Origin of the sequence: Azonexus sp. (assembly GCF_036170495.1) — a bacterium.
GTDB lineage: Bacteria > Pseudomonadota > Gammaproteobacteria > Burkholderiales > Rhodocyclaceae > Azonexus.
The window spans coordinates 1-21389 of sequence record NZ_JAVHPH010000152.1 but is presented as its reverse complement, the minus strand read 5'-3'; the positions used below and the strand labels follow the sequence as shown (position 1 = coordinate 21389).

At 60.4% G+C, this 21389-nt stretch carries 21 protein-coding genes; 5 read left to right on the top strand and 16 right to left on the bottom strand.

Annotation, left to right across the window (positions count from 1 at the left end):
• On the top strand, positions 1 to 632 hold a 632-nt coding region (locus tag ADADOO_RS04805; RefSeq protein WP_511275475.1), incomplete at its 5' end, for a dinitrogenase iron-molybdenum cofactor biosynthesis protein.
• A gap of 16 nt (positions 633 to 648) precedes the next feature.
• On the opposite strand, the gene ADADOO_RS04800 is transcribed toward ADADOO_RS04805, so the two are convergent.
• Positions 649 to 909, bottom strand: a complete 261-nt coding sequence (locus tag ADADOO_RS04800) for a hypothetical protein (protein ID WP_511275473.1) — start codon at positions 907 to 909, stop codon at positions 649 to 651.
• 131 nt (positions 910 to 1040) lie between these two features.
• On the opposite strand from ADADOO_RS04800, the gene ADADOO_RS04795 reads away from it, so the two are divergent.
• On the top strand, positions 1041 to 1604 hold the full coding sequence (locus ADADOO_RS04795; RefSeq protein ID WP_511275471.1) for a flavodoxin: 564 nt from the start codon (positions 1041 to 1043) through the stop codon (positions 1602 to 1604).
• Positions 1605 to 2358: 754 nt separating this feature from the next.
• Here the strand turns inward: ADADOO_RS04795 and ADADOO_RS04790 are convergent.
• Entirely contained in the window at positions 2359 to 2832 is a 474-nt protein-coding gene (locus ADADOO_RS04790; protein WP_511275469.1) for a BRO-N domain-containing protein, read from the bottom strand.
• 179 nt (positions 2833 to 3011) lie between these two features.
• Between ADADOO_RS04790 and ADADOO_RS04785 the strand changes: the two genes are divergently transcribed.
• Both ADADOO_RS04785 and ADADOO_RS04780 read left to right on the top strand, forming a co-directional pair.
• A complete protein-coding gene (locus tag ADADOO_RS04785; RefSeq protein WP_511275468.1) occupies positions 3012 to 3347 on the top strand; it encodes a hypothetical protein in 336 nt (111 codons plus the stop codon).
• A complete protein-coding gene (locus ADADOO_RS04780) occupies positions 3328 to 5877 on the top strand; it encodes a DEAD/DEAH box helicase family protein (protein ID WP_511275466.1) in 2550 nt (849 codons plus the stop codon). The genes ADADOO_RS04785 and ADADOO_RS04780 overlap by 20 nt, the downstream gene beginning before the upstream one ends.
• Positions 5878 to 6041: 164 nt before the next feature.
• Here ADADOO_RS04780 and ADADOO_RS04775 read toward each other — a convergent pair whose 3' ends face one another.
• From ADADOO_RS04775 to ADADOO_RS04760, 4 genes are read right to left on the bottom strand one after another with little or no spacing between them, the layout of a single operon-like run.
• Positions 6042 to 6425, bottom strand: coding sequence for a Rieske (2Fe-2S) protein (locus ADADOO_RS04775; protein ID WP_511275464.1), 384 nt, complete (start codon positions 6423 to 6425; stop codon positions 6042 to 6044).
• A complete protein-coding gene (locus ADADOO_RS04770) occupies positions 6425 to 6802 on the bottom strand; it encodes a bacteriohemerythrin (protein ID WP_511275462.1) in 378 nt (125 codons plus the stop codon). The genes ADADOO_RS04775 and ADADOO_RS04770 overlap by 1 nt, the downstream gene beginning before the upstream one ends.
• Complete coding sequence (locus tag ADADOO_RS04765) at positions 6802 to 7359, bottom strand: hypothetical protein (RefSeq protein WP_511275460.1); 558 nt, start codon at positions 7357 to 7359, stop codon at positions 6802 to 6804. Before ADADOO_RS04765 ends, ADADOO_RS04770 begins: the two co-directional genes overlap by 1 nt.
• Before the next feature lie 38 nt (positions 7360 to 7397).
• Complete coding sequence (locus ADADOO_RS04760; protein ID WP_494647827.1) at positions 7398 to 8234, bottom strand: SIR2 family protein; 837 nt, start codon at positions 8232 to 8234, stop codon at positions 7398 to 7400.
• A 447-nt stretch (positions 8235 to 8681) separates the two neighbouring features.
• Between ADADOO_RS04760 and ADADOO_RS04755 the strand changes: the two genes are divergently transcribed.
• Positions 8682 to 9866: a CaiB/BaiF CoA transferase family protein gene (locus ADADOO_RS04755; RefSeq protein WP_511275458.1), complete on the top strand. Its 1185-nt coding sequence runs from the start codon at positions 8682 to 8684 to the stop codon at positions 9864 to 9866.
• A 73-nt stretch (positions 9867 to 9939) separates the two neighbouring features.
• Here the strand turns inward: ADADOO_RS04755 and ADADOO_RS04750 are convergent, their stop codons facing one another.
• The 10 genes from ADADOO_RS04750 to ADADOO_RS04705 form a co-directional block, all read right to left on the bottom strand.
• Entirely contained in the window at positions 9940 to 10587 is a 648-nt protein-coding gene (locus tag ADADOO_RS04750; RefSeq protein ID WP_511275456.1) for a response regulator transcription factor, read from the bottom strand.
• Positions 10584 to 13472: an ATP-binding protein gene (locus ADADOO_RS04745; protein WP_511275454.1), complete on the bottom strand. Its 2889-nt coding sequence runs from the start codon at positions 13470 to 13472 to the stop codon at positions 10584 to 10586. Before ADADOO_RS04745 ends, ADADOO_RS04750 begins: the two co-directional genes overlap by 4 nt.
• A gap of 186 nt (positions 13473 to 13658) precedes the next feature.
• On the bottom strand, positions 13659 to 15035 hold the full coding sequence (locus ADADOO_RS04740) for an OmpP1/FadL family transporter (RefSeq protein ID WP_511275453.1): 1377 nt from the start codon (positions 15033 to 15035) through the stop codon (positions 13659 to 13661).
• A 70-nt stretch (positions 15036 to 15105) separates the two neighbouring features.
• Complete coding sequence (locus ADADOO_RS04735) at positions 15106 to 16122, bottom strand: 2Fe-2S iron-sulfur cluster-binding protein (RefSeq protein WP_511275451.1); 1017 nt, start codon at positions 16120 to 16122, stop codon at positions 15106 to 15108.
• A gap of 71 nt (positions 16123 to 16193) precedes the next feature.
• Positions 16194 to 17180, bottom strand: coding sequence for an aromatic/alkene monooxygenase hydroxylase subunit beta (locus tag ADADOO_RS04730; protein WP_511275450.1), 987 nt, complete (start codon positions 17178 to 17180; stop codon positions 16194 to 16196).
• Positions 17181 to 17235: 55 nt separating this feature from the next.
• Positions 17236 to 17676: an MmoB/DmpM family protein gene (locus ADADOO_RS04725; protein WP_511275449.1), complete on the bottom strand. Its 441-nt coding sequence runs from the start codon at positions 17674 to 17676 to the stop codon at positions 17236 to 17238.
• Between the two features lie 34 nt (positions 17677 to 17710).
• Positions 17711 to 18046: a monooxygenase system ferredoxin subunit gene (locus ADADOO_RS04720; RefSeq protein ID WP_511275447.1), complete on the bottom strand. Its 336-nt coding sequence runs from the start codon at positions 18044 to 18046 to the stop codon at positions 17711 to 17713.
• 47 nt (positions 18047 to 18093) lie between these two features.
• Positions 18094 to 18360 carry a toluene-4-monooxygenase system B family protein gene (locus ADADOO_RS04715; protein ID WP_332357988.1) on the bottom strand — a complete coding sequence of 89 codons (267 nt, stop codon included), beginning with the start codon at positions 18358 to 18360 and terminating at the stop codon, positions 18094 to 18096.
• 65 nt (positions 18361 to 18425) lie between these two features.
• On the bottom strand, positions 18426 to 19931 hold the full coding sequence (locus ADADOO_RS04710; protein WP_511275445.1) for an aromatic/alkene/methane monooxygenase hydroxylase/oxygenase subunit alpha: 1506 nt from the start codon (positions 19929 to 19931) through the stop codon (positions 18426 to 18428).
• A gap of 421 nt (positions 19932 to 20352) precedes the next feature.
• Positions 20353 to 21132 carry an NAD(+)--dinitrogen-reductase ADP-D-ribosyltransferase gene (locus ADADOO_RS04705; RefSeq protein ID WP_511275443.1) on the bottom strand — a complete coding sequence of 260 codons (780 nt, stop codon included), beginning with the start codon at positions 21130 to 21132 and terminating at the stop codon, positions 20353 to 20355.
• Positions 21133 to 21389 lie beyond the last annotated feature (257 nt).

Genomic DNA, 21389 nt, shown 5'->3' with positions numbered 1-21389 from the left:
TGCAACGCCGGCTCGGCGAGGACATCGACGAGGAAAAGCTGCGCCAGACGACGGTAACCATGCTCAAAACCGGCTTTGCCAGCGCCGACGGCGAGGAGGATGGCGAAGATATCGGCATCGGCCTCGAGGCCATGAAACTGGCCGTGCGCATCCTGTGGGGTGAAACGCAGGGCGACGATTCGCTGCCCCGCATCGAGTCCTACGAGGACGGCGAAATGCCCGGCTCGGTGCGCATTGCCATCGCTTCGGACAAGGGCGACCTGCTCTCCGGCCACTTCGGCTCCTGCCTGCGTTTTCTCGTTTATCAGGTATCGCCGACCGAAATCCGCCTCGTCGATATCCGCGACACCATGGATGCCGAGTTCGCCGAAGACAAGAACCTCTGGCGCGCCAAGCTGATCGGCGATTGTCACGTCTGCTACGTCGTCTCGATTGGCGGCCCGGCTGCCGCCAAGGTCATCCGCGCCGACATCTACCCGATCAAGATCCCCGATGGTGGGCCGGCGCTCGACATCCTCCAGCCCTTCCAGGTAGCCATGGTCGAATCGCCGCCGCCCTGGCTGCTCAAGGTTCTCGGCGTCTCGGCCGAGAAGCGGCTGAAAAACTACAGCGCGGCGGAAATCGACGAATGAGTCGGTTAAAGGCGGCTCAGGCCGCCACCCTTTCCATCTGCCTTGGCGCCAAGCCAACCTGGGTCAGGATGGTCCCCTCGTCGCCATTCCACCACAGCGCCACCCAGGCGGCGCCTTCGCCATCGATACGCTCGATGTCGCAGATGGCGCCGACCATGTCCCGGAACATATCCAGATCGTCCTCATCCAGCCCGGGATCGACGCTGACTTCGAGAACGCGGACCTTGTCGCCCAGGCTGACGATCTGTCCCTTGCAATCAATGGTGGTGGCACTCATGGCGAACTCCGTTGGGGTTGGGTCTGCTGCCCTGTCGCAAAGTCGACGTCGGCAGCCTGCTTTTACCCATCTTCGCAACGGCCGTGCCAAGTCCGCACCTTTCAACTTTCAAACCCCATCCAGGAAAAACCATGAATAAAATCGGACTATTTTTTGGCACCGAAACCGGCACCACCCGCCTGATCGCCAAGAAAATGCAGAAACAACTCGGCGACGACGTCTGCGACAAGCCGGTCAACGTCAACCGCATCACCCCGGAAGACATGCTCAAATACGACGCGCTGATCCTCGGCACGCCGAGCTACGGCATCGGCGAAATCCCCGGCAAGGGCGCCTCGTCCGGCTGCTTCGAGCCGAACTGGGAAGAATTCCTCGCCCTGCTCCCGGCCGACGTGGACTTCAGCGGCAAACGCATCGCCTTCTTCGGCCTCGGCGCCCAGGAACGCTACGCCGACCGCTTCTGCAGCTCGCTGTTCGCACTGGTCGAGAAGTTCAAGGGCTGGGGCGCCGAGATCATCGGCGACTGGCCGACCGATGGCTACACCTACGACCACTCCGCCGCCGAAGTCGACGGCCGTTTCATCGGCCTGCTCATCGACCAGCGCACCCAAGGCATGTTCACCGACGAGCGCATCACCACCTGGCTGGCCCAGGTCAAACCACTGTTGCTGGAAAAGCTGACAGCGGAAGCTTGAGGGCGAAATATGACCTGAACTGACCATCGTTGCTCATGGACGGTGGTCAGCAAATATCTGACGCCTCAGCAGATTGGCACAGAGACAATGAAGCTGTCATCAGGGTGGCATCGGCCAATTACCTCCTTGCTCTATCTCGCAACAAGAGCCGTCAAGCCTCTTAACAGCATCGGGGCACTCGGAGGCATGAGGCATAATGCCAAGATTCTTGCCTATCGCAGCCCGAAGCCCTTTGCCTATGAGTCTGATCAAGTCCCGAAAACGCGTTGCCGATCACGGCGAGGTATTCACCCCAGCGTGGATGGTCGATGCCATGCTCGACCTCGTGAAGGATGAAACCGAGCGCATCGACTCCCGCTTCCTGGAGCCGGCCTGCGGCAGCGGGAATTTTCTCGTTCGGGTGCTGCAACGCAAGCTCGCTGCGGTCGAACTCAAGTACGGCAAATCGGACTTCGAGCGACGGCACTATGCACTGCTTGGGCTGATGTGCATCTACGGCATCGAGCTGTTGGCGGACAACATTGTCGAGTGCCGAGCCAACGTGCTGGGAATTCTCTCCGACTACCTGAATATCGATGAGTCGGACGACCTATATCAGGCCGCCTTTTACGTCCTTTCCCGGAACCTCGTCCACGGCGACGCTTTGACGATGCGCAACAGCGATGGCCAGCCGATCACCTTTGCGGAATGGGGCTATCTCGGCAAGGGCAAGTTCCAGCGGCGCGACTTCCGCTTTGACGTTCTCACCGGTTCGTCAGCCTTCAGTGCTGAAGGTTTCCTGACCCATCATTCGCTGCTGAATCCACTTCTCGCTGCGGCCATGCTGTTGCCAAAATTCGCGGGCGCGATCCAGAGAACGCGCCGGGTCGTTCATGTCCTGGATGCGCTCGTAACCCACCCTGGCCAGCCATTGCTTGAAAGGCTCCGCCCTGGGCGAGGGGATGGACTGGATGATGCGCAACAAAGCCTCGACATCGGCGCAGTCGGTCTGGCGCATCTTTCCGTCGGGCGCGCGCATTTTCAACTGTCGACAAACTGTCGACAGTTCAAGCCCGCCCTCCGTCTTGACGCGGATTTTCATCTTGAACCAGTAGTCCCGAGCATTGGCGCTGTCGGTCAAGGCCGCCACCACATCGATCACCGAGAAAAACCAGGTTTCCGACGCCTCATCGTAAATGCGGCGGATGTTGAAATCCTCGAAAACCGCCAACGCTTGTTCCTTATTCATCACCCGCTCCCATCGGGCGGATCATGCTGTTGATGAAGGCGATTTCGTCGTTCGTGATGCCGTACTTTTTGTAGAGAGTCTCGTCAGTCCAGTCTTGATCCCAAGTCTGTTGAGGAACCCGCAACAAGCTGACCGATTACTGGAGGGATCACGCGGTTACGGGCGAAAGGGAATACGCCATGTTGACCAACCTGATTCATCAGGAGTGGAGCGGGGTGTCGGTCAAGCAACACAAGGATTTGAAGGGGTTGAAAAGCCAAAACCTGCGTGACCACATGAACGAAGCGGAGCTGATTTTTACTGCGCTGGCTGAGCTTTCCACACGCCAGATTGCTGAAAGTATCGACGCTACCGGCGTGGCCGAAAATGCCGAGGCGGGCCGCAAAGGCGGCACAATCGCCAAAAAGGCGAGACAGGCGCTGGAAGACAAGACCGGGCGTAGTGTGGTGACGGGTGAAAATTTCCTGCCGCCGGGTTCGGTACCCAAGGTGTTGGATGTGGATGGCGATGAGTAAGAGCATCGAAGAAATCCTGACGCCCAGGCCGGAAGCTCGCCCCCGCATTTACGCCTACTCGATTGCCGATGTGGCGCATCAGGGTCTTCTCAAGGTCGGGCAGACGACGCGTAATGTGAAGCAGCGCGTCGCCGAGCAGCTCAAGACGGCCGCCATCAAGAATTACCGGATCGAACTCGACGAAGCCGCCGAGCGTGACGATGGCAGTATTTTCAGCGATCACGAAGTGCGTGCAGCGCTGGCCCGAAAGGGCTTCGAGAACGTCGAACTGGAGTGGATGCGCTGTGTGGTCGAGGACGTGCAGACTGTGCTGGCCGAACTGCGGTCGGGCCAGCGGTTCACGGGGACGCATCACGAAGCTTTCCCGATGCGCCGCGAGCAGGCCGAGGCGGTCGACAAGACTTTCGATTATTACCAGTCGATCTGGGCCGAGAACCGGAACGCCGCGCCACGTTTTCTGTGGAATGCGAAGATGCGTTTCGGCAAGACTTTCACCGCCTACCAATTGGCCCGGAAGCTCGGCGCGAAACGCGTGCTGGTCGTTACCTTCAAGCCGGCGGTGGAGGATGCCTGGCAGACGGACCTTGAGAGTCACGTGGACTTCAACGGCTGGCAGTATCTGTCCAAGGCATCCGGGGGCGACCCGACGCAGATTGACCGCAACCAGCCAGTCGTCTATTTCGGCTCCTTTCAGGATTTGCTTGGCCGCGATACGGCGGGGAACATCAAGCCCAAAAACGAGTGGATACATGCGGTGAATTGGGACTTGGTGGTCTTCGACGAATACCATTTCGGGGCCTGGCGCGAGACGGCGAAGGAGCTGTTCGAGGGCGAGGAGGAGACCGTCGCCAAGAAGGAGGCCAAGCTCGAATACGCCGGCGGGCTGGAGGACATGAATGAAGACCTCACCGTGCTCTCGGAGAAGGAAACCGAGTTCCTGCCTATTACCACCCAGGCGTACCTCTACCTTTCCGGCACGCCGTTCAAGGCGCTGGCGACTGGCGAGTTTATCGAGGAACAGATTTTCAACTGGACCTATACCGATGAACAGCGCGCCAAGGAGACGTTTGCCTTGGAAAACCCCGGTCAGCGCAATCCCTATGGGGCGTTGCCGCAGATGCGGCTGCTGACCTACCAGATGCCGGACGAGCTGGTGGCCATTGCCAGCGCCGGAGAGTTTGACGAATTCGATCTCAACGCTTTTTTCGAGGCATCGGGTTCAGGAAGTGCTGCGCAGTTCAAGCACAAGAGCGATGTGCAGAAGTGGCTGGACATCATTCGCGGGGGGTACGCGCAAAAATCGGTCGAGCATCTGAAGACGGGCACGCGGCCGCCGTTTCCGTATTCCGACGTGCGCCTGCTGCCTTACCTGCAACATTCGTTCTGGTTCCTGCCCAACGTCGCGGCCTGCCATGCGATGGCCAATTTGCTGGCGGAAAAGCACAACACTTTCTGGCATTACTACGATGTGCTGGTTGCGGCTGGCGCGTCGGCGGGCATTGGCCTGGATGCCTTGCCGCCCGTGCGCCAGGCCATAGGCAGCGGGTTTGAGAGCAAGACCATCACGCTGTCGTGCGGCAAACTGACTACCGGTGTCACCGTGGCGCAGTGGTCGTCCATCCTGATGCTGCGCAATCTCAAATCGCCGGAGACTTATTTTCAGGCGGCATTTCGCGTGCAGTCGCCGTGGTCGATCAAGAACCCAAACGGCGACAACCCGAGCGAGGAAGAAATCCTCAAGCCGGTGTGCTTCGTGTTCGATTTTGCGCCGACGCGTGCCCTGCGGCAGCTTTCGGAATATGGGATCGGCCTGTCGCCGAATGAGTCGAACCCGGAGAACGCGGTCAAGGAACTCGTCTCCTTCCTGCCCGTGCTGGCCTACGACGGCGCGAACATGACGCAGATCGACGCCGGCGGCATTCTCGACATTGCGATGGCGGGCACCTCGGCCACGCTGCTGGCGCGCAAGTGGGAAAGCGCGTTGCTGGTGAACGTGGATAACGACACGCTCCGGCGCATCATGGACAACGCCGAGGCGATGGCGGCCGTGGAACGCATCGAGGGCTGGCGCGCGCTGGGCGACAAGATCATCGAGACCATCATCAACAAGAGCGAAAAGGTCAAGGAACTCAAGAACAAAGCCGGGGATGGCGAGCTGACAGCCAAGGAGAAGAAGGAGCTCACCGCCGAGGAGAAGGAATACAAGTCCAAGCGCAAGCTGGTTCAGGAAAAGCTGATCAAGTTCGCTACCCGCATTCCGGCCTTCATGTACCTCACCGACTTCCGCGAGAACACGCTGCGGGATGTCATCACCAAGCTGGAACCGGACTTATTTTTGGCCGTTACCGGGCTGACGGTGCAGGATTTCCACCTGCTTGTCCGCCTCAAGGTTTTCAACACCGAGCAGATGAACCAGGCCGTCTTTGCCTTCCGTCGCTATGAAGATGCATCGCTACGCTACACAGGTATCGAGAGTCACGAGGGCTTGAGTCACTACGGGTTGTACGACACGGTGGTGGCAAAGGATTGAAGCCGGCAAGCTCAGCTGGACGCTTCCCAATAGCTGATCTGCGTCCAGCCAAGGCTTCAATGTTCAATTTTGATCCATATTTCCGGTTGACCGTGGAACCGTGCGCTATCGCGGTTTGGGATAAATAACAGGGGACCACGGTTTCTTGCGCGGGCGCGACGCGCTTAATTGACGGAGGCACCAATGGCGCTCACCCGAAAATCGGCAATCCCAACTTCCCCTCCATCCTCGTAGCTATCCACCGCCCGCAGGCGTTCGCCTTCGCACATGGCGCTGACCGAGGCGCCGGTTTGCGGGGTATAGACGATGCCGTGCATTGAGCAGCGCAGGTAGCGTCCCGTATGGTCGAAAACTTGCGGTTCCTCGCCATCAAGCCGGCGCGGCATGTGCACGCAGAGGTTGATGTAGGCGTAAACCTGCCCTTCGAAGCGCAGGAGCAGGCATTCTTCCTCCCGCCCTTCGAAAGTCAGGGTCAGTTTGCGGTGCTCGCCGTCGGCCAGTTCGGCACTCGGGCAGACGGCAAACTTGGGCGCGACGCGGTCCGCCATCACGCCTTTTTCAAACACCCCGCCAGGGCCGAATCCATCGTCGCCAGGTGACCGGCGAACCAGGTTGGCAGGTTGCGCACGTATTCACGCGCCGTTCCCAGCCGGCCGGCTGCCACGCCGCGAGCGAAGTGGGCCAGTTCACCGAGGACCCGCAGGTGCTCGCTGTTGTGCTCACCAATGGCGGGAAAACGGCAAGACTTCATGAGCTTGCCTTCGTGCTCGAAATGCTGGCGGGTGTGCTCGTGCAGACGAACGAAGAGCGCCGGGAAGTCCTCGTCGGACGCGACGAGCAAAGCATAGGCCAGCTCGACGAATTCGCGATGGGTGTCGTCCATTTCGGGGACGCCCAGCGCATGACGGGCTTCGTCCCAGGCCATCAGATGGCTCCGTGCGTCTCGCGCTTGGCGTTGTTGGTCGTCTTCAGGGCTTCGTCGACGCTGTTCTCGGCGAGCTTGAATTTGAAGCTCTTGAGCGCGTCAAAGACGGTCACGACCTTGTCGGCAGCGCTCAGACCCTTGAAATCGCCCTTGTCGAGCGCCACCAGATCGCTCAACTCGGTCCACACCATGCCCTGAACGAGCGGGATGAAGGCGACGGTTGCGCCGTTGGTGGTCGTTTTGAAGCCCAGGGGGATATTGACCGTGAAGAAGACGGCAATCGTTCCGGCATTGAATTCAGCGCCAAACTTTTCAACGACCAGCGGGTATTGCTGCAGTTCGTCGAGCGAACCGGCAACCAGCTTGAGGCCGCCGGCATCGCCGAGCAGGACGGCCTGCTTGAGGACTTCCGTCGGCGGCTTGCGGCGACCATTGGCATCGGCCACTTCGCCTTCCTTGAGGACGAGCTCGCCGCGATAGGCGACGAGGCCACCGGAGCTGGCGGCTTCCTTGAAGTTGGCGTTGAAGAAGAGGGGTTCGTAACGGTCAAGCGACATGCTGCTTCCTTGGTGGATTGAATGAATTAGGCTGCCTATCAGGCGGCAATCGCTGCACCGATCAGGTCGAAGACGTCGGCTTCGATCACTTCAAGTTTCTGCTTCTTGCAGAAGCGGCGTTCCTTGTCGGTCGGGTTAGCGATAAGCGCCCAGCCGGCCGGTTCGGCGGCGGCGTAGATGACATCGGACAACACCATGCGCTCAGTGTCGCGGTTCATGCGCAGGCCCATGAACAGGTATTGCTTGCCCTTGCGCAGTTCCTTGACTTCCGGCGGGATCGAGAAACCGCCCATGAGTTCGGTGATGAAATCGACGTAGTCAGCGTCGGAGGCGATGTAGTTGGCTTCCGGCTTCGGCGTACCCATCGGCTTGTAGAGAATGGGCAGGGCGGCGTTGATGACCTCAGTCTTCTGGTAGGCGACGCCATCCCAGAAATACAGTTTGTAGCGGAAATCGGTGCCGCCGAGGCGCGCGATGCCGACGATCAGGTTGTGCGGGACGTCGGCGTAGGAGTCCTGCAACTGCGTGTCGCGGTTGATGTCGATGACGTAATGCGGGGCGATGCCCTTGAGCCAGTCATGCACGGCGCCGCGCGTCCAGGCGGTTTCGCCGTAGGTGCGGTTGAGGAACTTGGTGACGGCGCTGCGGCCGCGTTTGAGTTCGACGTTCATGGCAGCACGCGGGAATTCGTACATGAGCTTCGGCGCCATCGGCTTGCCGTCGTTCATGGCGTAGATCAGCGAATCGCTGTCGGCCGGAATCGGCGCGCCGGTCGCCGCATTTTTCACATCGGCCAAAACGCCAGGGCCAAGGTAGGGAACGATGCTGCCATCCTTGAGGCCGGCCAGCAGTTTTTCGCGCAGTTCTGGGGTCATTTTGTATGCTCTGAAAGGGGGTGTAGCCCTATTCAGCAAATTCCACGCCTGAATGCACTTCCCGATCTGGCCTGCCTTTCCGGGCACACGGGAAACGGATTGTCATGTTTGCGACAGTGTTTTTCGGTGCACGACCTACACTGCAGACGATCGCGACTCCCTCCCCTTCAAGGGGAGGGCTGGGGTGGGGATGGGTTTAAAACAGCAGGACCATTGCAAGAGGAACGAAGCTTTCACCCATCCCCCTGATGAAGCCACTAAGCAACCGACTAAGCCGCCAAACAACGGCGGCCAAGTCTCTGCTTATCCCGACCTCCCCCTTGCCCAGAGGATACCGGCCCTGCGGGCCATAAAGGGGGAGGAGAAAAACGCCACCGCCCCGCACGCAGCCCATGCCCATTGGGTGATATGTTCTTCCTCCATCCGAATCAGCTTCTCGCCAAAACCATGCCAACCACCACTCAAAACCCATCCCGCGGCCCCTTGGCCGGCATCAAGGTCGTTGAATTCGCCGGCATCGGCCCCGGGCCGTTCTGCGGCATGCTGCTTGCCGACATGGGCGCCGAGGTCACGCTGCTTGAGCGCGCCGGCGGCACCTTTGCCTCGCAACTGTTCGGCGGCGGGCGCAAGGCGGTAGCCAATCGTGGTAAGAAATCGCTGTGCATCGACCTCAAGCACCCGGAAGCCAAGGCGCTCGTTTTCAAGCTGATTGAAGGTGCCGACGTGCTGATCGAGGGCTTCCGCCCCGGCGTCATGGAGCGCCTCGGCTTCGGCCCGGACGAATGTCTGGCCCGCAATCCACGCCTGATCTACGGCCGCATGACCGGCTGGGGCCAGACCGGCCCGCTCGCCCCGCGCGCCGGCCACGACGCCAACTACGCGGCGATTGCCGGCGTGCTCGACACCGGCCGCCACCACGGCGGCGCACCGTGGGCACCGCCGACGCTGGTCGGCGACATGGGCGGCGGCGGCCTCATGCTGGCCTGGGGCATCGCCTGCGCCCTGATCGAAACGCAACGCTCCGGCAAAGGCCAGGTCATCGACGCCGCCATGAGCGAAGGCGCCGCCCTCCTCGCCCACGGCCTGTTCAACCTCGAAGCGCTAGGCGAATGGAAAGGCGAGTGCGCCATCGACTCGAGCGCCCCGTTCTACGATGTCTATCAATGCGCCGACGGCGAGTGGATCAGCGTCTGCCCGCTCGAACCGCAGTTCTACAAGACCTTCGTCGAACGCCTCGGCCTCGTCGGCGACCCCGACTTCAGCGGCAAGCAATACGACACGACGCGCTGGCTGGTCATGAAGGACCGCCTGACGGCCATTTTCAAGGCCCAGCCGCGCGACCATTGGACCGCCCTGTTCGACGACACCGACGACTGCGTCTGGCCCGTCCTCAGCATGGCCGACGCCCCATCCCACCCGCACAACGTCGCCCGCCAAGCCTTCGCCGACGTCGCCGGCGTCCGGCAACCCACCCCCGCCCCCCGCCTCTCGCGCACCCCCGGCGCCATCCAGAGCCCGCCCCCGCTGCTCGGCGAACACTCGCGCGAACGCCTCGCCGCGCTCGGCCTGTCGGCGGAAGAAATTGAAAGGCTGGCAACGGCCGGCGTGGTCAGCGACCCGGTTGTTTTGTGATTGCCACGGTCAACCGAAAAAAATGACCAAAATTGAAATTACATTCTGGCCGTAGTCGCCCGCTCCCGATTCTTTAGCCCGCCGGGGCTTTCTTGCCGACGCTTTTTAGCTGCTGAATGGCCAGCGTCAACTCGGCGACGGAGCGCAGGTTCATCTTGCTCATCACGTTGTGTTTGTGCACTTTGACGGTGCTTTCCGTCACCGACAAGTCATAGGCGATGGCTTTGTTCTGCTTGCCTTGGGCAACGGCGAACATGATCTGTTTTTCGCGCGGCGTCAGGGCGTCGAAACGCTGGCATAAATCGGCCTGTTCGGACCGCTCATTGACCTTAGCGCTGACCCGCGACAAGGCGACGGCGATGGCTTTCAGCAGATCGGTGTCATCGAACGGCTTGTTCAGGAAATCAATGGCGCCCGCCTTCATGGCGCGGACCGCCAGCGGCACATCGCCGTGGCCGGTAATGAAGATGATCGGTATCTCGACGCCCAGCTCGGCGATTCTTTCCTGCAGCGCCAGCCCGTCCAGGCCCGGCATGCGGACGTCGAGGACGAGGCAGGCGAAATCGCTGAGCTTGTCCTTGGCCAGGAAATCGAAGGGCGAGGCGAAGACCTCGACGGCCATTCCCACCGAGCGAATCAGACTGCTCAGTGATTCACGAACGGAGGCGTCGTCGTCAACGACATAGACGATGGGAAGTTGCGAAGTCAGGCTGGCAGTCATTGGCTGATCGGAATGTTGAAGACGAAGTTTGCACCACGGGCCGCTGCTTCCAAGCGAAGTCGGCCGCCGTGGTTTTCGATGATTGAGCGGCTGATCGCCAGGCCCATGCCCAGACCGTCGCGTTTGGTCGAGAACAGGGCGTCGAAAATCTTCTCTTTCATGTCGGGCGGAATGCCGGGCCCGGTGTCGCTGAATTTGAATAACGCCCCTTCCTGCGGATGGTCCGTGACTGAAATGCTCAGAACACGCTCGGCTACCGGCTGATGACGCATGGCATCGACGGCATTGACGACCAGATTGAGCATGACCTGCTGCAACTGAACGAGGTCGGCATGCACGACCGGCAAGTCAGGCGCAATCGCGACGTCAACCTCGACGCCGGATTCGAGCAGCATGGTTTGCAGCATCTGCAGCAAGTCGCCGAGCATGCTTTTGACGTCGAGCACTTCGCGCTTGATGCCGCCCATGCGGAGGAAACTCCGGATGCGGGTGATGACCTCGCCGGCCAGGCAGGCATCGCGGTTGACCCGGCGGAGGGCGGCGACCACCTCGTCGAGGTCGGGCGTCTCCCGAGCCAGCCAGCGCAGCGCCGCCTGGCTATTGGTGGCGATGGCCGAGAGCGGTTGATTGACTTCGTGGGCGATGGAGGCGACCAGTTCCCCCATGGTCGTGAAACGCGCCACCCTGGCCAGCTCTGCCTGAGTGACGGCCAGCGAGGTCTCGGCCTGTTTGCGCGAGGTGACGTCTTCAACGATAACGGCCAGCCGGGGCCCCTCACGGTCAACGGCAGGGATCAGCGAGACGCTGACATTGACCCAGAGGAAGCCGCCGCTCCTTTTTTCATAGCGCTTCTGCACGTGATAGTTGTCGATAACGCCGTCGAACAGGCCGTCAACGTTTTGCTTGGTCATTGCACGTTGGGATTCTTCGGAAATATCGACGAACGAGACGCCAACGATATCGGCCTCGTCGTAGCCGAGCATGCGCTGCAAGGCCGGGTTGGCCTTCAATATCCGCCCCTCCCTGTCAGCCAGGGCGATGCCGACCGCCGTGTTTTTGTAAAGTCCCTGCCAGCGGCGCTCCGATATCTGCAAGGCGACCAGGCCATCCTGCAGGGATTTTCGGCTGGAGACGAGACCGGCGGTCAATTCGCAAACGTCGGAAGCTTGGGAATTGAGCTCCTTTTGAAGAATGTCGACGGTGCGTTTGACCATGACCAGATTGCGGACGCGGGCTCGCAATTCCTGCGGCGAAAAGGGTTTGGTCAGGTAATCCTGGACCAGCTCGTCAAGCAGCGTCTCGCGCAGCGCATCGTCGGCGCGGGCCGAGAGGACGAGCACGGGAACATTCGGGAAACGCTCGCTGGCCCGGAGCGCCCTGACGAATTGCTCGCCATCGAAGTACGGCATCATCAGATCGGTGATGACCAGATCCGGCGGATTCTCCAGCGCCGATGAAAGTGCGATTGCACCGTTCTCGGCCAGCGTGACGTTGTAGTCGTCGATCAGTACGTCGTAGAGAAAATGGCGCAGGTCCGGGTTGTCCTCGACGACAAGAATCCGGCAAACGCCCGGCTTGTCATCCCGGGCCGGCTGACTCTGCGGATCGCCGAAATCGATGGGCTGGTAAGCGCCCAGGCCAGTCTCTTCATTGCTTTCACGGACAAAGACGCCTTTCGGGGCGCGCATCGGCATTTCGACCTGGAAGATCGCCCCGCCACCTGGTGCATCGAGGGCCACCACCGTGCCGAAATGCAGTTCGACAAATTCCTTGACGATGTTGAGACCGAGGCCGCTGCCACTGCCCGACAGGCCATCCTGCCCCTGAGCGAAGCGGGAAAAAATCTGCTCCTTCATTTGCGGTGGCACACCCGGCCCGTTGTCCTGCACGCTCAGCAAAAATCGCCGATTCGCCACGCGCGTGATCGAACAGCAAATACGGCCGCCGGCTGGCGTGAATTTGAAGGCGTTGGAGAGCAGATTGGCCAGGACGCGCGCCAATTTGGCCCGGTCGACGTCGGCGTAGAGTTCATCCGCCCCTTCGATCAGCAAGGAAATCGAGCGTTCTTCGGCCGCCGCAGCAAAGCTGGCCGCGACATCCCGCAGCATGGCGCTGACATTGGCGCAGACGTAGGCCAAAGGCATTTGCTGCGCGTCGATACGCGCCAGGTCGAGCAGATCGTTGACCTGATGCAGCAGGGACTGGGCATTGCGCTTGATGGTCGTCAGCCGGAAGCGTTCGCGCTCACCCGACTGCGTGGCTTCCTTGAGAAGTTGATCGACCGGCCCGAGAATCAGGGCCAGCGGCGTGCGCAGTTCGTGGCTGACATTGGCGAAGAATTTCGTTTTGAAACCATCGATTTCGCGCAGCTTTTCGAGCGCCAACTGCAACTCACCGTTCTTGCGCGTCAGCTCGGCTTCGATGGCGATCTTTTCAGTGATGTTCCTGCCCTCGGGCAGCAGGAAGGCGACACGCCCCTCGTCGTCGTAAATCGGAGTCAGCGAAAAGTCGACGAAGATCGTTTTTTCCCCGTGAAGATCCCCATAGACCTCGACATCGCAGCGCACGAATTCGCCCCGCCTGGCCTGCTCGACCATCTCCCGAACACGCTTGCTCGAATCCTCGGAAACCGCCCACCAACGGGCCTCCCAGAAAGGCTTTCCGACCACATCGTCAAGGCAGACGCCCGCCCCCTCCAATGCCGCCTTGTTGATCTCAAGCACGGTGCCATTGACGTCAAGCAGCCCAAGAAACTGGTACATGGCATCGAGAATGACGCGCGCCAGCTTCTGCCGGCGCACCTCTGTGCTGTCGTCGGCAGCCAGCATCACGCCTTTTACGGAGGCTTGCAGGCTTTCGTCCTGAGCCAGAAATTCAGTTCTCATCCACACTCCAGAATCCACGTTCATGGCCGGCACGAGATGGTGCACCTAGCCATTTCTCGACTATACGAGCAAAAAAGTTGGCAATGTCTTTCCATCGCGGTTTCAGACGGGAACTGCAGCCTTGACCAGAAAGCAAAAAAGGCGAGTTAAAAACTCGCCAAAAACCATCGGAGGATGGGTAAACCGTTAGAAGCTGTAGCGGAAGTTTATGGTTGCGTTGTTCTGGGCGTGCGTTACCTCGATCGGGGCCGAGGTATTCGGCAAACTCGTGTTGTCCATGGTTTCCTTGAAAGCATGGGAATAGGCGAAATCAAGCTTGCTCTGTTTCGAGAACGCGTAGGTAAAGCCGGCCGAAAGATGCTTTTTCGGGGTTGCCGGAATAACCGCGAACAGGGTGGAGGAAGACAAGGCCTGGCTGGCGAAACGCAAGCCCCCGCGCACCGTCAGACTGTCGTTGACTTCATAAGCTGCGCCCAAGGAAAGAATCGTCTGGTCCTTGTAGTCCTGCGGCAAGAGGATGTTGATGTCGCCCCCGGCATCGGCAACAAAGGCAACCTTGATGTCCTTCATCACGTCTTTCCAGAAGACCCGTGAAATGTCGGCGGCGACTGTCCATTGCGGGGTCAGGCGATGGCTGACACCCAGATCGAGATGGGAGGGCATCTGGAAATCCGTGATCTGGATTTTCCCGGCAAAGGCGATTTGGCCGGCGATACCGTCGATGGCCGTCAGCGTTGCCCGACCTTCCATGTCGTTCATCTGGCTCTTGATCGTGTAGGAGGCGCCCAATATGGTTTCCGGCGTGGCCCGGTAGATCATCCCCAATTTGCCACCATAGCCCCAGGCATCGACACCGCTGGCCAAAAACTTGTCCTTGGTCAGACTGAAATGCGCTCCGCGCAGGTCCGGCAGGCCGCCCAAGGCACCCACCAGCGAACCAGTGGCCCGTCCGGCACCGATCAGGCTACCGACTTGATCAGCGCCAAGCAGCAAATCGAGGTTGAGACCCTGCCACATCGCATCGACGCTGCCGCCAATAGTCAGCTTATCGGTAACCTGAAAGCTGGCAGCAAACGGAATGTTCAGCACCAGCAAGCGGCTCGAATTGTCGAGCCCGGTAGCCAGCCCGCCGGTGGCGCTGGACAGGAAACTGTTATTTCCGTACTCAGTACCCAACCCGCCCTGGGCGAAAGCGCCGACGCCGAATGACCAGCCCCCGATCCGCTTGGTGTAGGCCGCCTCGGGTGCCATGTAGGGGCCCCGGTTATTGGAATGGGTATCGGAAGAAACGCTTTCGCCGGTTGCCTTGTTCGTGACCTTGATATCGGTCGTCACCAGATCGAGGCCAACCATCGCCTGATCTCCATCCGGCATCAGCGACAGCGTGGCCGGATTGGTCATCATGCCGGCCGGGCCGACGTCATGGGCGACGGCAGTGCCGCCCATGGCGCGCGATACGGCGCCGAAACCTTCCAGGCGAAAAACATCGGTCGCCTGGGCCAGTTGAGGCCCTCCAGCCAGCGCCGAAACCAGCGCCGATACAACAATTTTTCTTGTCGTCATCCCCGTCATCTCCTCTGTTGTTGGAATGTGAAACAGTTGAATCCCCGGTGTTAGCGGTATGAAGCGCACGTCAAAAGAAGCGGTCGAAATGGATATGCTCGAAAGGCACCTTGTGGTCGACCATGAGCAGTTCCTGCAAGGCTTGGGTCATCGGCGGCGGCCCGGCGAAATAGAACTCGTAGCTGGCCAGCTCGGCTGGCAGGGCACGGGCAACGACGTCATGGACGAAACCGGTCTCGCCATGCCAGTCGCCGTTGTCACCGGGCAGCGATACGACCGGGATATAAACAATCCGGTCGCCGAAGCCGGCGAGGACGCGCAGCATTTCCTCGCCGCAGACATCGCGAGGCGTTCGCGCGCCGTAGAAGAAATACAGCTTTCGGTCGGCCAGCAACCCGGCCTCGGCGGCCCCGCGGGCCAGCGAGATCATCGGCGCCAGGCCGGAGCCCCCCGCCACGCAGACCATGTCGCGCGGCGATTCGGTGCGCAGGTAGGCGACGCCGTAGGGGCCATCGAGGCCGATCTCGTCACCCTCGGCCAGTTTCTCGAAAAGTACGTGGGTGCCGTGGCCATGCAGGACGCGGCGAATCTGGAAATGCCACTCACGCTTTTCATTGGCCGTGTTCGACAAGGAATAGGCACGCGAGGAAGCGATGCCGGGCAGATCGAGCATGGCGAACTGGCCGGGCAGGAACTCGGCATCGTCCTCCGAACGAAAGCGGAATTCGCGGATGTCGTGCGTGATATCCCGCGTGCCGATCAAGTGGGCGCGCTGTCGTTTGGGCAGAACCTTCGGCTTGTATTCTGGCGCCGTCGCTGCCTTGATGGTCACTGGACCAAGAGCCCGGCACTGGCAGGCGAGATGGCGACCGCGTTTGCGATCACGCTCGGTCAGGCCCGGCGCATCGGCCCACAGCGTCTCGATTTCGCCATCAACGAGCTCGAACTTGCAACCGCCGCAGCCGCCCGAGTTGCACTCGTACGACAAGCCCAGCCCGGCGCGCAATGCTGCCCGCAGGATGGTGTCGCCATCCTCCTGCTCGCAGACAGAGCCGTCTTTTTCATTTCGGATTGTTGGATTGGTCATGGCTGCGCCAATGTGAAGGTCGAGTTTGGCCGGCGCCTGCCGGCGCAGGCCAAACTCTGGTTGCTTGACGATTACAGGCCGAGCGAACGACGGAAGTCGCGCGTTGCCGCCTTGGCTGCTCCAGCACCGCCCGCCACGTCGGGCAGGGTCGAGCAATAGGCATCGATGGCCTTGTCGGCCAGCGGCTCCCATTTGGCGATCCAGCCCTGCATCAGTTCGAGGTTGCCCGGGGTTTCTAGCGCCATCTTGACGAAGGCTGAAATCCACCGGCGATGACGCGCCGAATCGATCAACTGGGCATCGGTGACCAGCCCGAGCAGGGTGTCACCATTGTGGCGGGCGGATTCGCCGAGTTTGCGCAGCACGGCTTCATCGATTGCCGGCTTGGCGACCAGGTTGAGGACGACAATCGCCTCGCCCCAATCCCAAACGGTCATCGCCTTTTCCATGAGCTCGCGGAAGCCTTGCCAGACCGGATCGGTTTCCCAGTAGGTGCGCTCGTCCACCGCAAAACCCTTGTCGGGGAAGGCGATTGACAGCTCCTTGGTGCGGTAGGCGGTGTGGCTGAGCCAGCGCAGGCTGTCGGCCATCTGGAAATAATGGCAGTTGGTGATGGTGCTGGCCGGCGAGACCTGCCCGACGTAGGCCGAAGCCATCTGGATGGTGTGAAACAGGTAGCGGGAGGGCGTATAGAAACGGGCCAGCGTACCGGCCCAGCGCGGGTCGAGGGCGGTGTCGTGTTCACGCTGATTGAACTGGTCGAAGAGGCCGAAGACGTAGGTTTCCTGGCCATCCTGCATCATGTTGTAGGTGCGGTAGACGACCTCTTCCGGGTCGCGGAAGGCATTCCAGTCCGGGTGCTTGAGGGCGGTACCGAAGGTGTTCTTCTTGTACCACTCGTTCATGAACATGGTGGGCGACAGCTCGTAGGGCGAGTCGGGCCGCTTGTCGTTGTAGTGCAGATTGGCGCTGACGATCTCGTATTCGCTCGGCTTGCGACGGCGGGCGGCGAGATGGCTCCAGGTCTTGAGCGGCTTCAGTACTTGAACTTCCGACATTCTTGTCTCCTTGATTTTTTGGTGTTAGCTGGCCGGTGTTGCGTTTGGCCTGCCCTTACATCTTTTTCGCAAAATAGAAGCGGATCGAGTTGTCACCGCTTTCGATCTGGCCGGCGAAGGAACTCAGGTCCACTTCCAGGTCGTTCATCTTGAACGGGCGGCCGAGCTCGTCCTCAATGGTGGCGCGGTGCAGCACCATCTCGTGATCGGTGTGGATGCGGATATAGGCGCGCTTGTCATCGACAAAGACTTCCTTGCCCGGGTTGTCGATTTTGGCCGCCTCGATGACCGCCATGGCGAGGTCACCGGCGCGCATGACCGGCCCGACCAGATTGTTGTGATAGGCCTGCGCGGAACTTGTCGTGCTCATTTTTTTCTCCTCGATTTCTTTCAAGTCCGGCGCACCAATACTGCTGGCCAGTCCGGAAGGGCAAGCCAGTTCCGGCTGCGCTTGTCCGCCGCCCAGTAAGCTCCCCAGCCAATTCAAAATACCCATGCGATTCATCCTTTAATAAGTGAAGGAAGCACGGTCAGGTATGGGCAAACAAAGGTTCGATGCCTTCCGTCTTGACCAGGACATCATCCCCATCGACCTTGACCGGATATTCGGCCAGGGCGCAGTCATCGGGATTGATGCCCTTGCCATTGCAGGCGTTGAACTGCCACAGGTGAGCCCGACAAATGATCTTCTTGCCATCAAAGCTCCCTTCGCTCAGGGAAATATCCTGATGCGGGCACATACCCTGGAAAGCCTTGATGTCGCCCCCTTCGGCACAGACCAGCACGATTTCCTGGCCATTGACCTCGAAGGACTCCATTTCCCCTTCCCAGATGTCGTCGAGCGTGCATACCTTTGTGAAACCCATTCCTGACTCCTGATGATTCCTGTTTCGCGTGGCGACGCCGCAAGCACTCAGTGCTTGGGTGCCTCCCAGATGATTTCGACGGTCTCCGTCGGCTTCAGGCCGGATTCGGAAACACGCATGGTGCGCGGCAGAAACTCCTCGCTACCCTGACGGCGGACCCGCATGAGGTAACCCGGACGCGCCCGGACACGCCGGCCAACCGAATGCACGGCTGCAGCCGCAGCCACCTCGTCCATGGTGTTTTCGCTGTCGACCGCGACCAGTTGCAGCACGAAATCGCCTTCGAAGTTGGATGTAATTGGAAACAACGCCATTTCTTGAATCTCCTTTGTTCTCTGGAAGCGGCGTCCGCAGACGCCGGCTTGCATGGCAGCTGCGATCAGCTGGCCTTTTTCTCTGCCCGCAGGGCGCGGTAAACCTCGGCCCAGGCATAGTTGTGGGCGTCGTCGCCGCATTCGCCCGGCGCGAGGTTCATGTAGGCGAGCGCGCCGCCGAGGTCCATCGGCTGGATCATGCCGGCCAGGAAACGGTCGACAATGCTCAGGTGGCCGGCATAGCGCTCCGGCTCTTGCTGGAAGCACCAGCGGTCGACTTCGGAGCCGAAGTGATAGAGGCGGCCGTTGTATTCCAGCGGGTAATCCTTGACGTTCCACCCCTTGCCCGGCGTGCCGAGAATCGGCAGCTGGCACATGTTGCAGACGTAAGGCAGGGTTTCCGGGTAGGCCATGGCCATGTTGCCGTCGACCACGTTGTCGATGATGACGTCCCAGCACTGGCCCCAGGTGTCGTTCCAGCCGGGGTATTTCTCTTCGAGCCAGGCCCGCTCGTCCGGGGTGACGCCGGCAGCCGGGTTCCACCACACGGTGGGGCGCCAGAAGTAGGAGCCCATGTGCATGCCGTGGTGGGTTTCGGCGATGTCCTTGAGGAAGATGTCCCAGTACCAGGGCAGATCGAGGCCCATGTCGGTCAGGGCGCGCTCGAACTGGGCGACGATCCATTCCTCCATGAATTCCTTGAACGACTGTTTGCGATGCTCGAGCGGCGTGTAGTAGTCCATGATCGGACCGGTCAGCACCGAGAACAGCTTCCAGGCACCCCAGACGGCGATATCGACGCGCTTTTGCGCTTCGGCCTTCTGGCCGTTCTCGATCAGAATCTTGAGCGCCGGGCCACCGATCTGGGCATGACGGGATTCGTCGGTCTGGATGCTGGAAATCAGGTTGGCGAAGGTGTGGTCACCAGCTTCGGCGGCGTCAGCGGCCAGGCCGAGGAACTGCATGTTGGTGAAACCGGTCTCGAAGCTGAAGGTCAGCATGATGGAGACACTGATCGCATCCCGCGTCATCATGATGTCGTCGAAGAAGTGACGCGCTGCGATCATGCCCCACTCGTTGGTGTCGTAGGCCTTGAAGGCCCAGTCCATCTGGCGGTCCTTCGAAACGTGTTCGTGCGGGAAGTAGAGCTGCATCTGGCCGTGACGGATTTCATCCAGACAGCCCAGCGTGGACATGTTGCGCATGCCCGGCGCCTTGGAGAAGCGCATCATGCGCGCCTCGGCACTGGCGGCGGCGTATTCGCCGCGGGCGATGGCGCCGTAGTGGGCCTTCATGACCGACTTCCAGCCCGGATCGGCATTTTCGAAAATGCGGCTGCGTTCGAGCGCCGCCTTGACCGAATAGGCGCCGGCATCCTTGTCGCGCTGAACCTTCACGTATTCCGGGTAGGTCTGCTTGTAGGGCTCGTCGTATTTCTCCCAGGCGTTTTGCGGTAGACCGAAATTGCCTGACATGAGCGGCGGAAACAGCTCATCTTCCGTCACATACGTGGGGGTCCAGTTCGTGGTCCTGGCCAGGTCATACCAGTCCATTCTGTTTAGTACAGCCATCAATGTCTCCTTCTTTGTAGCAGGATTGGGGATCCCGCACTTCCCGAATCAAAGCGATCTCTGTCGCCAGGGTCACACGGCAAATTGAAAAATATCGAGATTCCGCATGTGGCTAAAGTTACAAGGGAAGAAAGAGGGCGGCTATTAGACTTTGGTTTAGATGGGGTGCTTTTCAGCGTGCCGAGCGCGATCGATCGACAAGGCGGCACGCCATGACCGGCCTGCTCAGCGAGCAAATTTTGCCCGGCAGCCGCGCCGGACAACTTCCACGGTCAACGGGAAAAAACGGCCAAAATTGAAATTTGCGGGAGGCTGTCAGTGCCTAGCTACAACGCCGTCAAAAAAGAACAGGCGCCTCGCGGCGCCTGTTTCTCTCTCTGCTTTGTGCCCGGTGAGGAGGTAGCTGACAACAGACAAGGCGTCAAATTGTCGACAACGTGACATCGACGACGCCACCGATCACCAGAAACTCATCCTCCCCCTGCAGCACCCCGGGCAGCAGGCCGCACTGGAAGAAGATCTTGGTCAGCGGAATATTGACCTCAAGTATGTAGTCGCCGAATTCGCAGGCGCGGTCGCGGCTGCAGGTGAATGAATTGAGGTTGTTGAGCAGGACGACGTGCTGCCCGCCCTGCCCCTTGGCCAGCACCTCATGATCGGCCAGGCGATTGACGCCGCGATAGAGCGTGACATGCCGGGCGCCATGATGACGTTGGGCCAGTTCGAACTGACTGAAGGTGTACAGCAGGTCGAGCTGGGCCTCGAGCGCGCTGGTGCCGTACAGGCCGTGCGAGCGCATTTCCTGGTAGCGCTGATAGCCCTCCCCCGCCGGGTCGCGCAACGGCTGGCCGTGATAGCGCGGCATCAGGCCAAAGCGTGACTCGACCCAGCCTTTGAGCACGGCGCCTTCGCGGCTGTCCGAATCGAAGCTCCAGCCACGAATCATCCTGATGTAATTGGCCTTGGCCCGGCTTTTCTTGTGCCCGGTGAATCCCATTTCCTCCGGCCACTCGAGCTGGAAATGGATGGTCAGGTAATCGCGAAAGACGTCGGCCCGCGCTTCCGGCGTGGCCGCATTGAGGCGCCGGAACAAATCGCTGTGCAATTCGGCAACGCCGTCAATCAACAAGGGGCTGGGGTATTGCTGATAGGTCAGGCCGCCAAGGACGACGGCTGGCAGATTGCAGCGATTGATCGGCAAACGAGCGTCGCGGGGGAGTGTCGCTTTGTCAGTTGCACCGGTCTGAAGCCCGGGGCTGCCTCGCAATGAGTCAGATAGGAGACTGTCGTCTCCTGAGACCGGTTTTGTCTCGCTTGCGCTCGACGCATTGTGAGTTGCTCCGGCCTGAAGGCCGCCGCTGCCCCGCAATGAGTCAGATAGGAGACTGTCGTCTCCTGAGACCGGTTTTGTCTCGCTTGCGCTCGACGCATTGTCGTCACCCCTACAAAGCGTAGGGA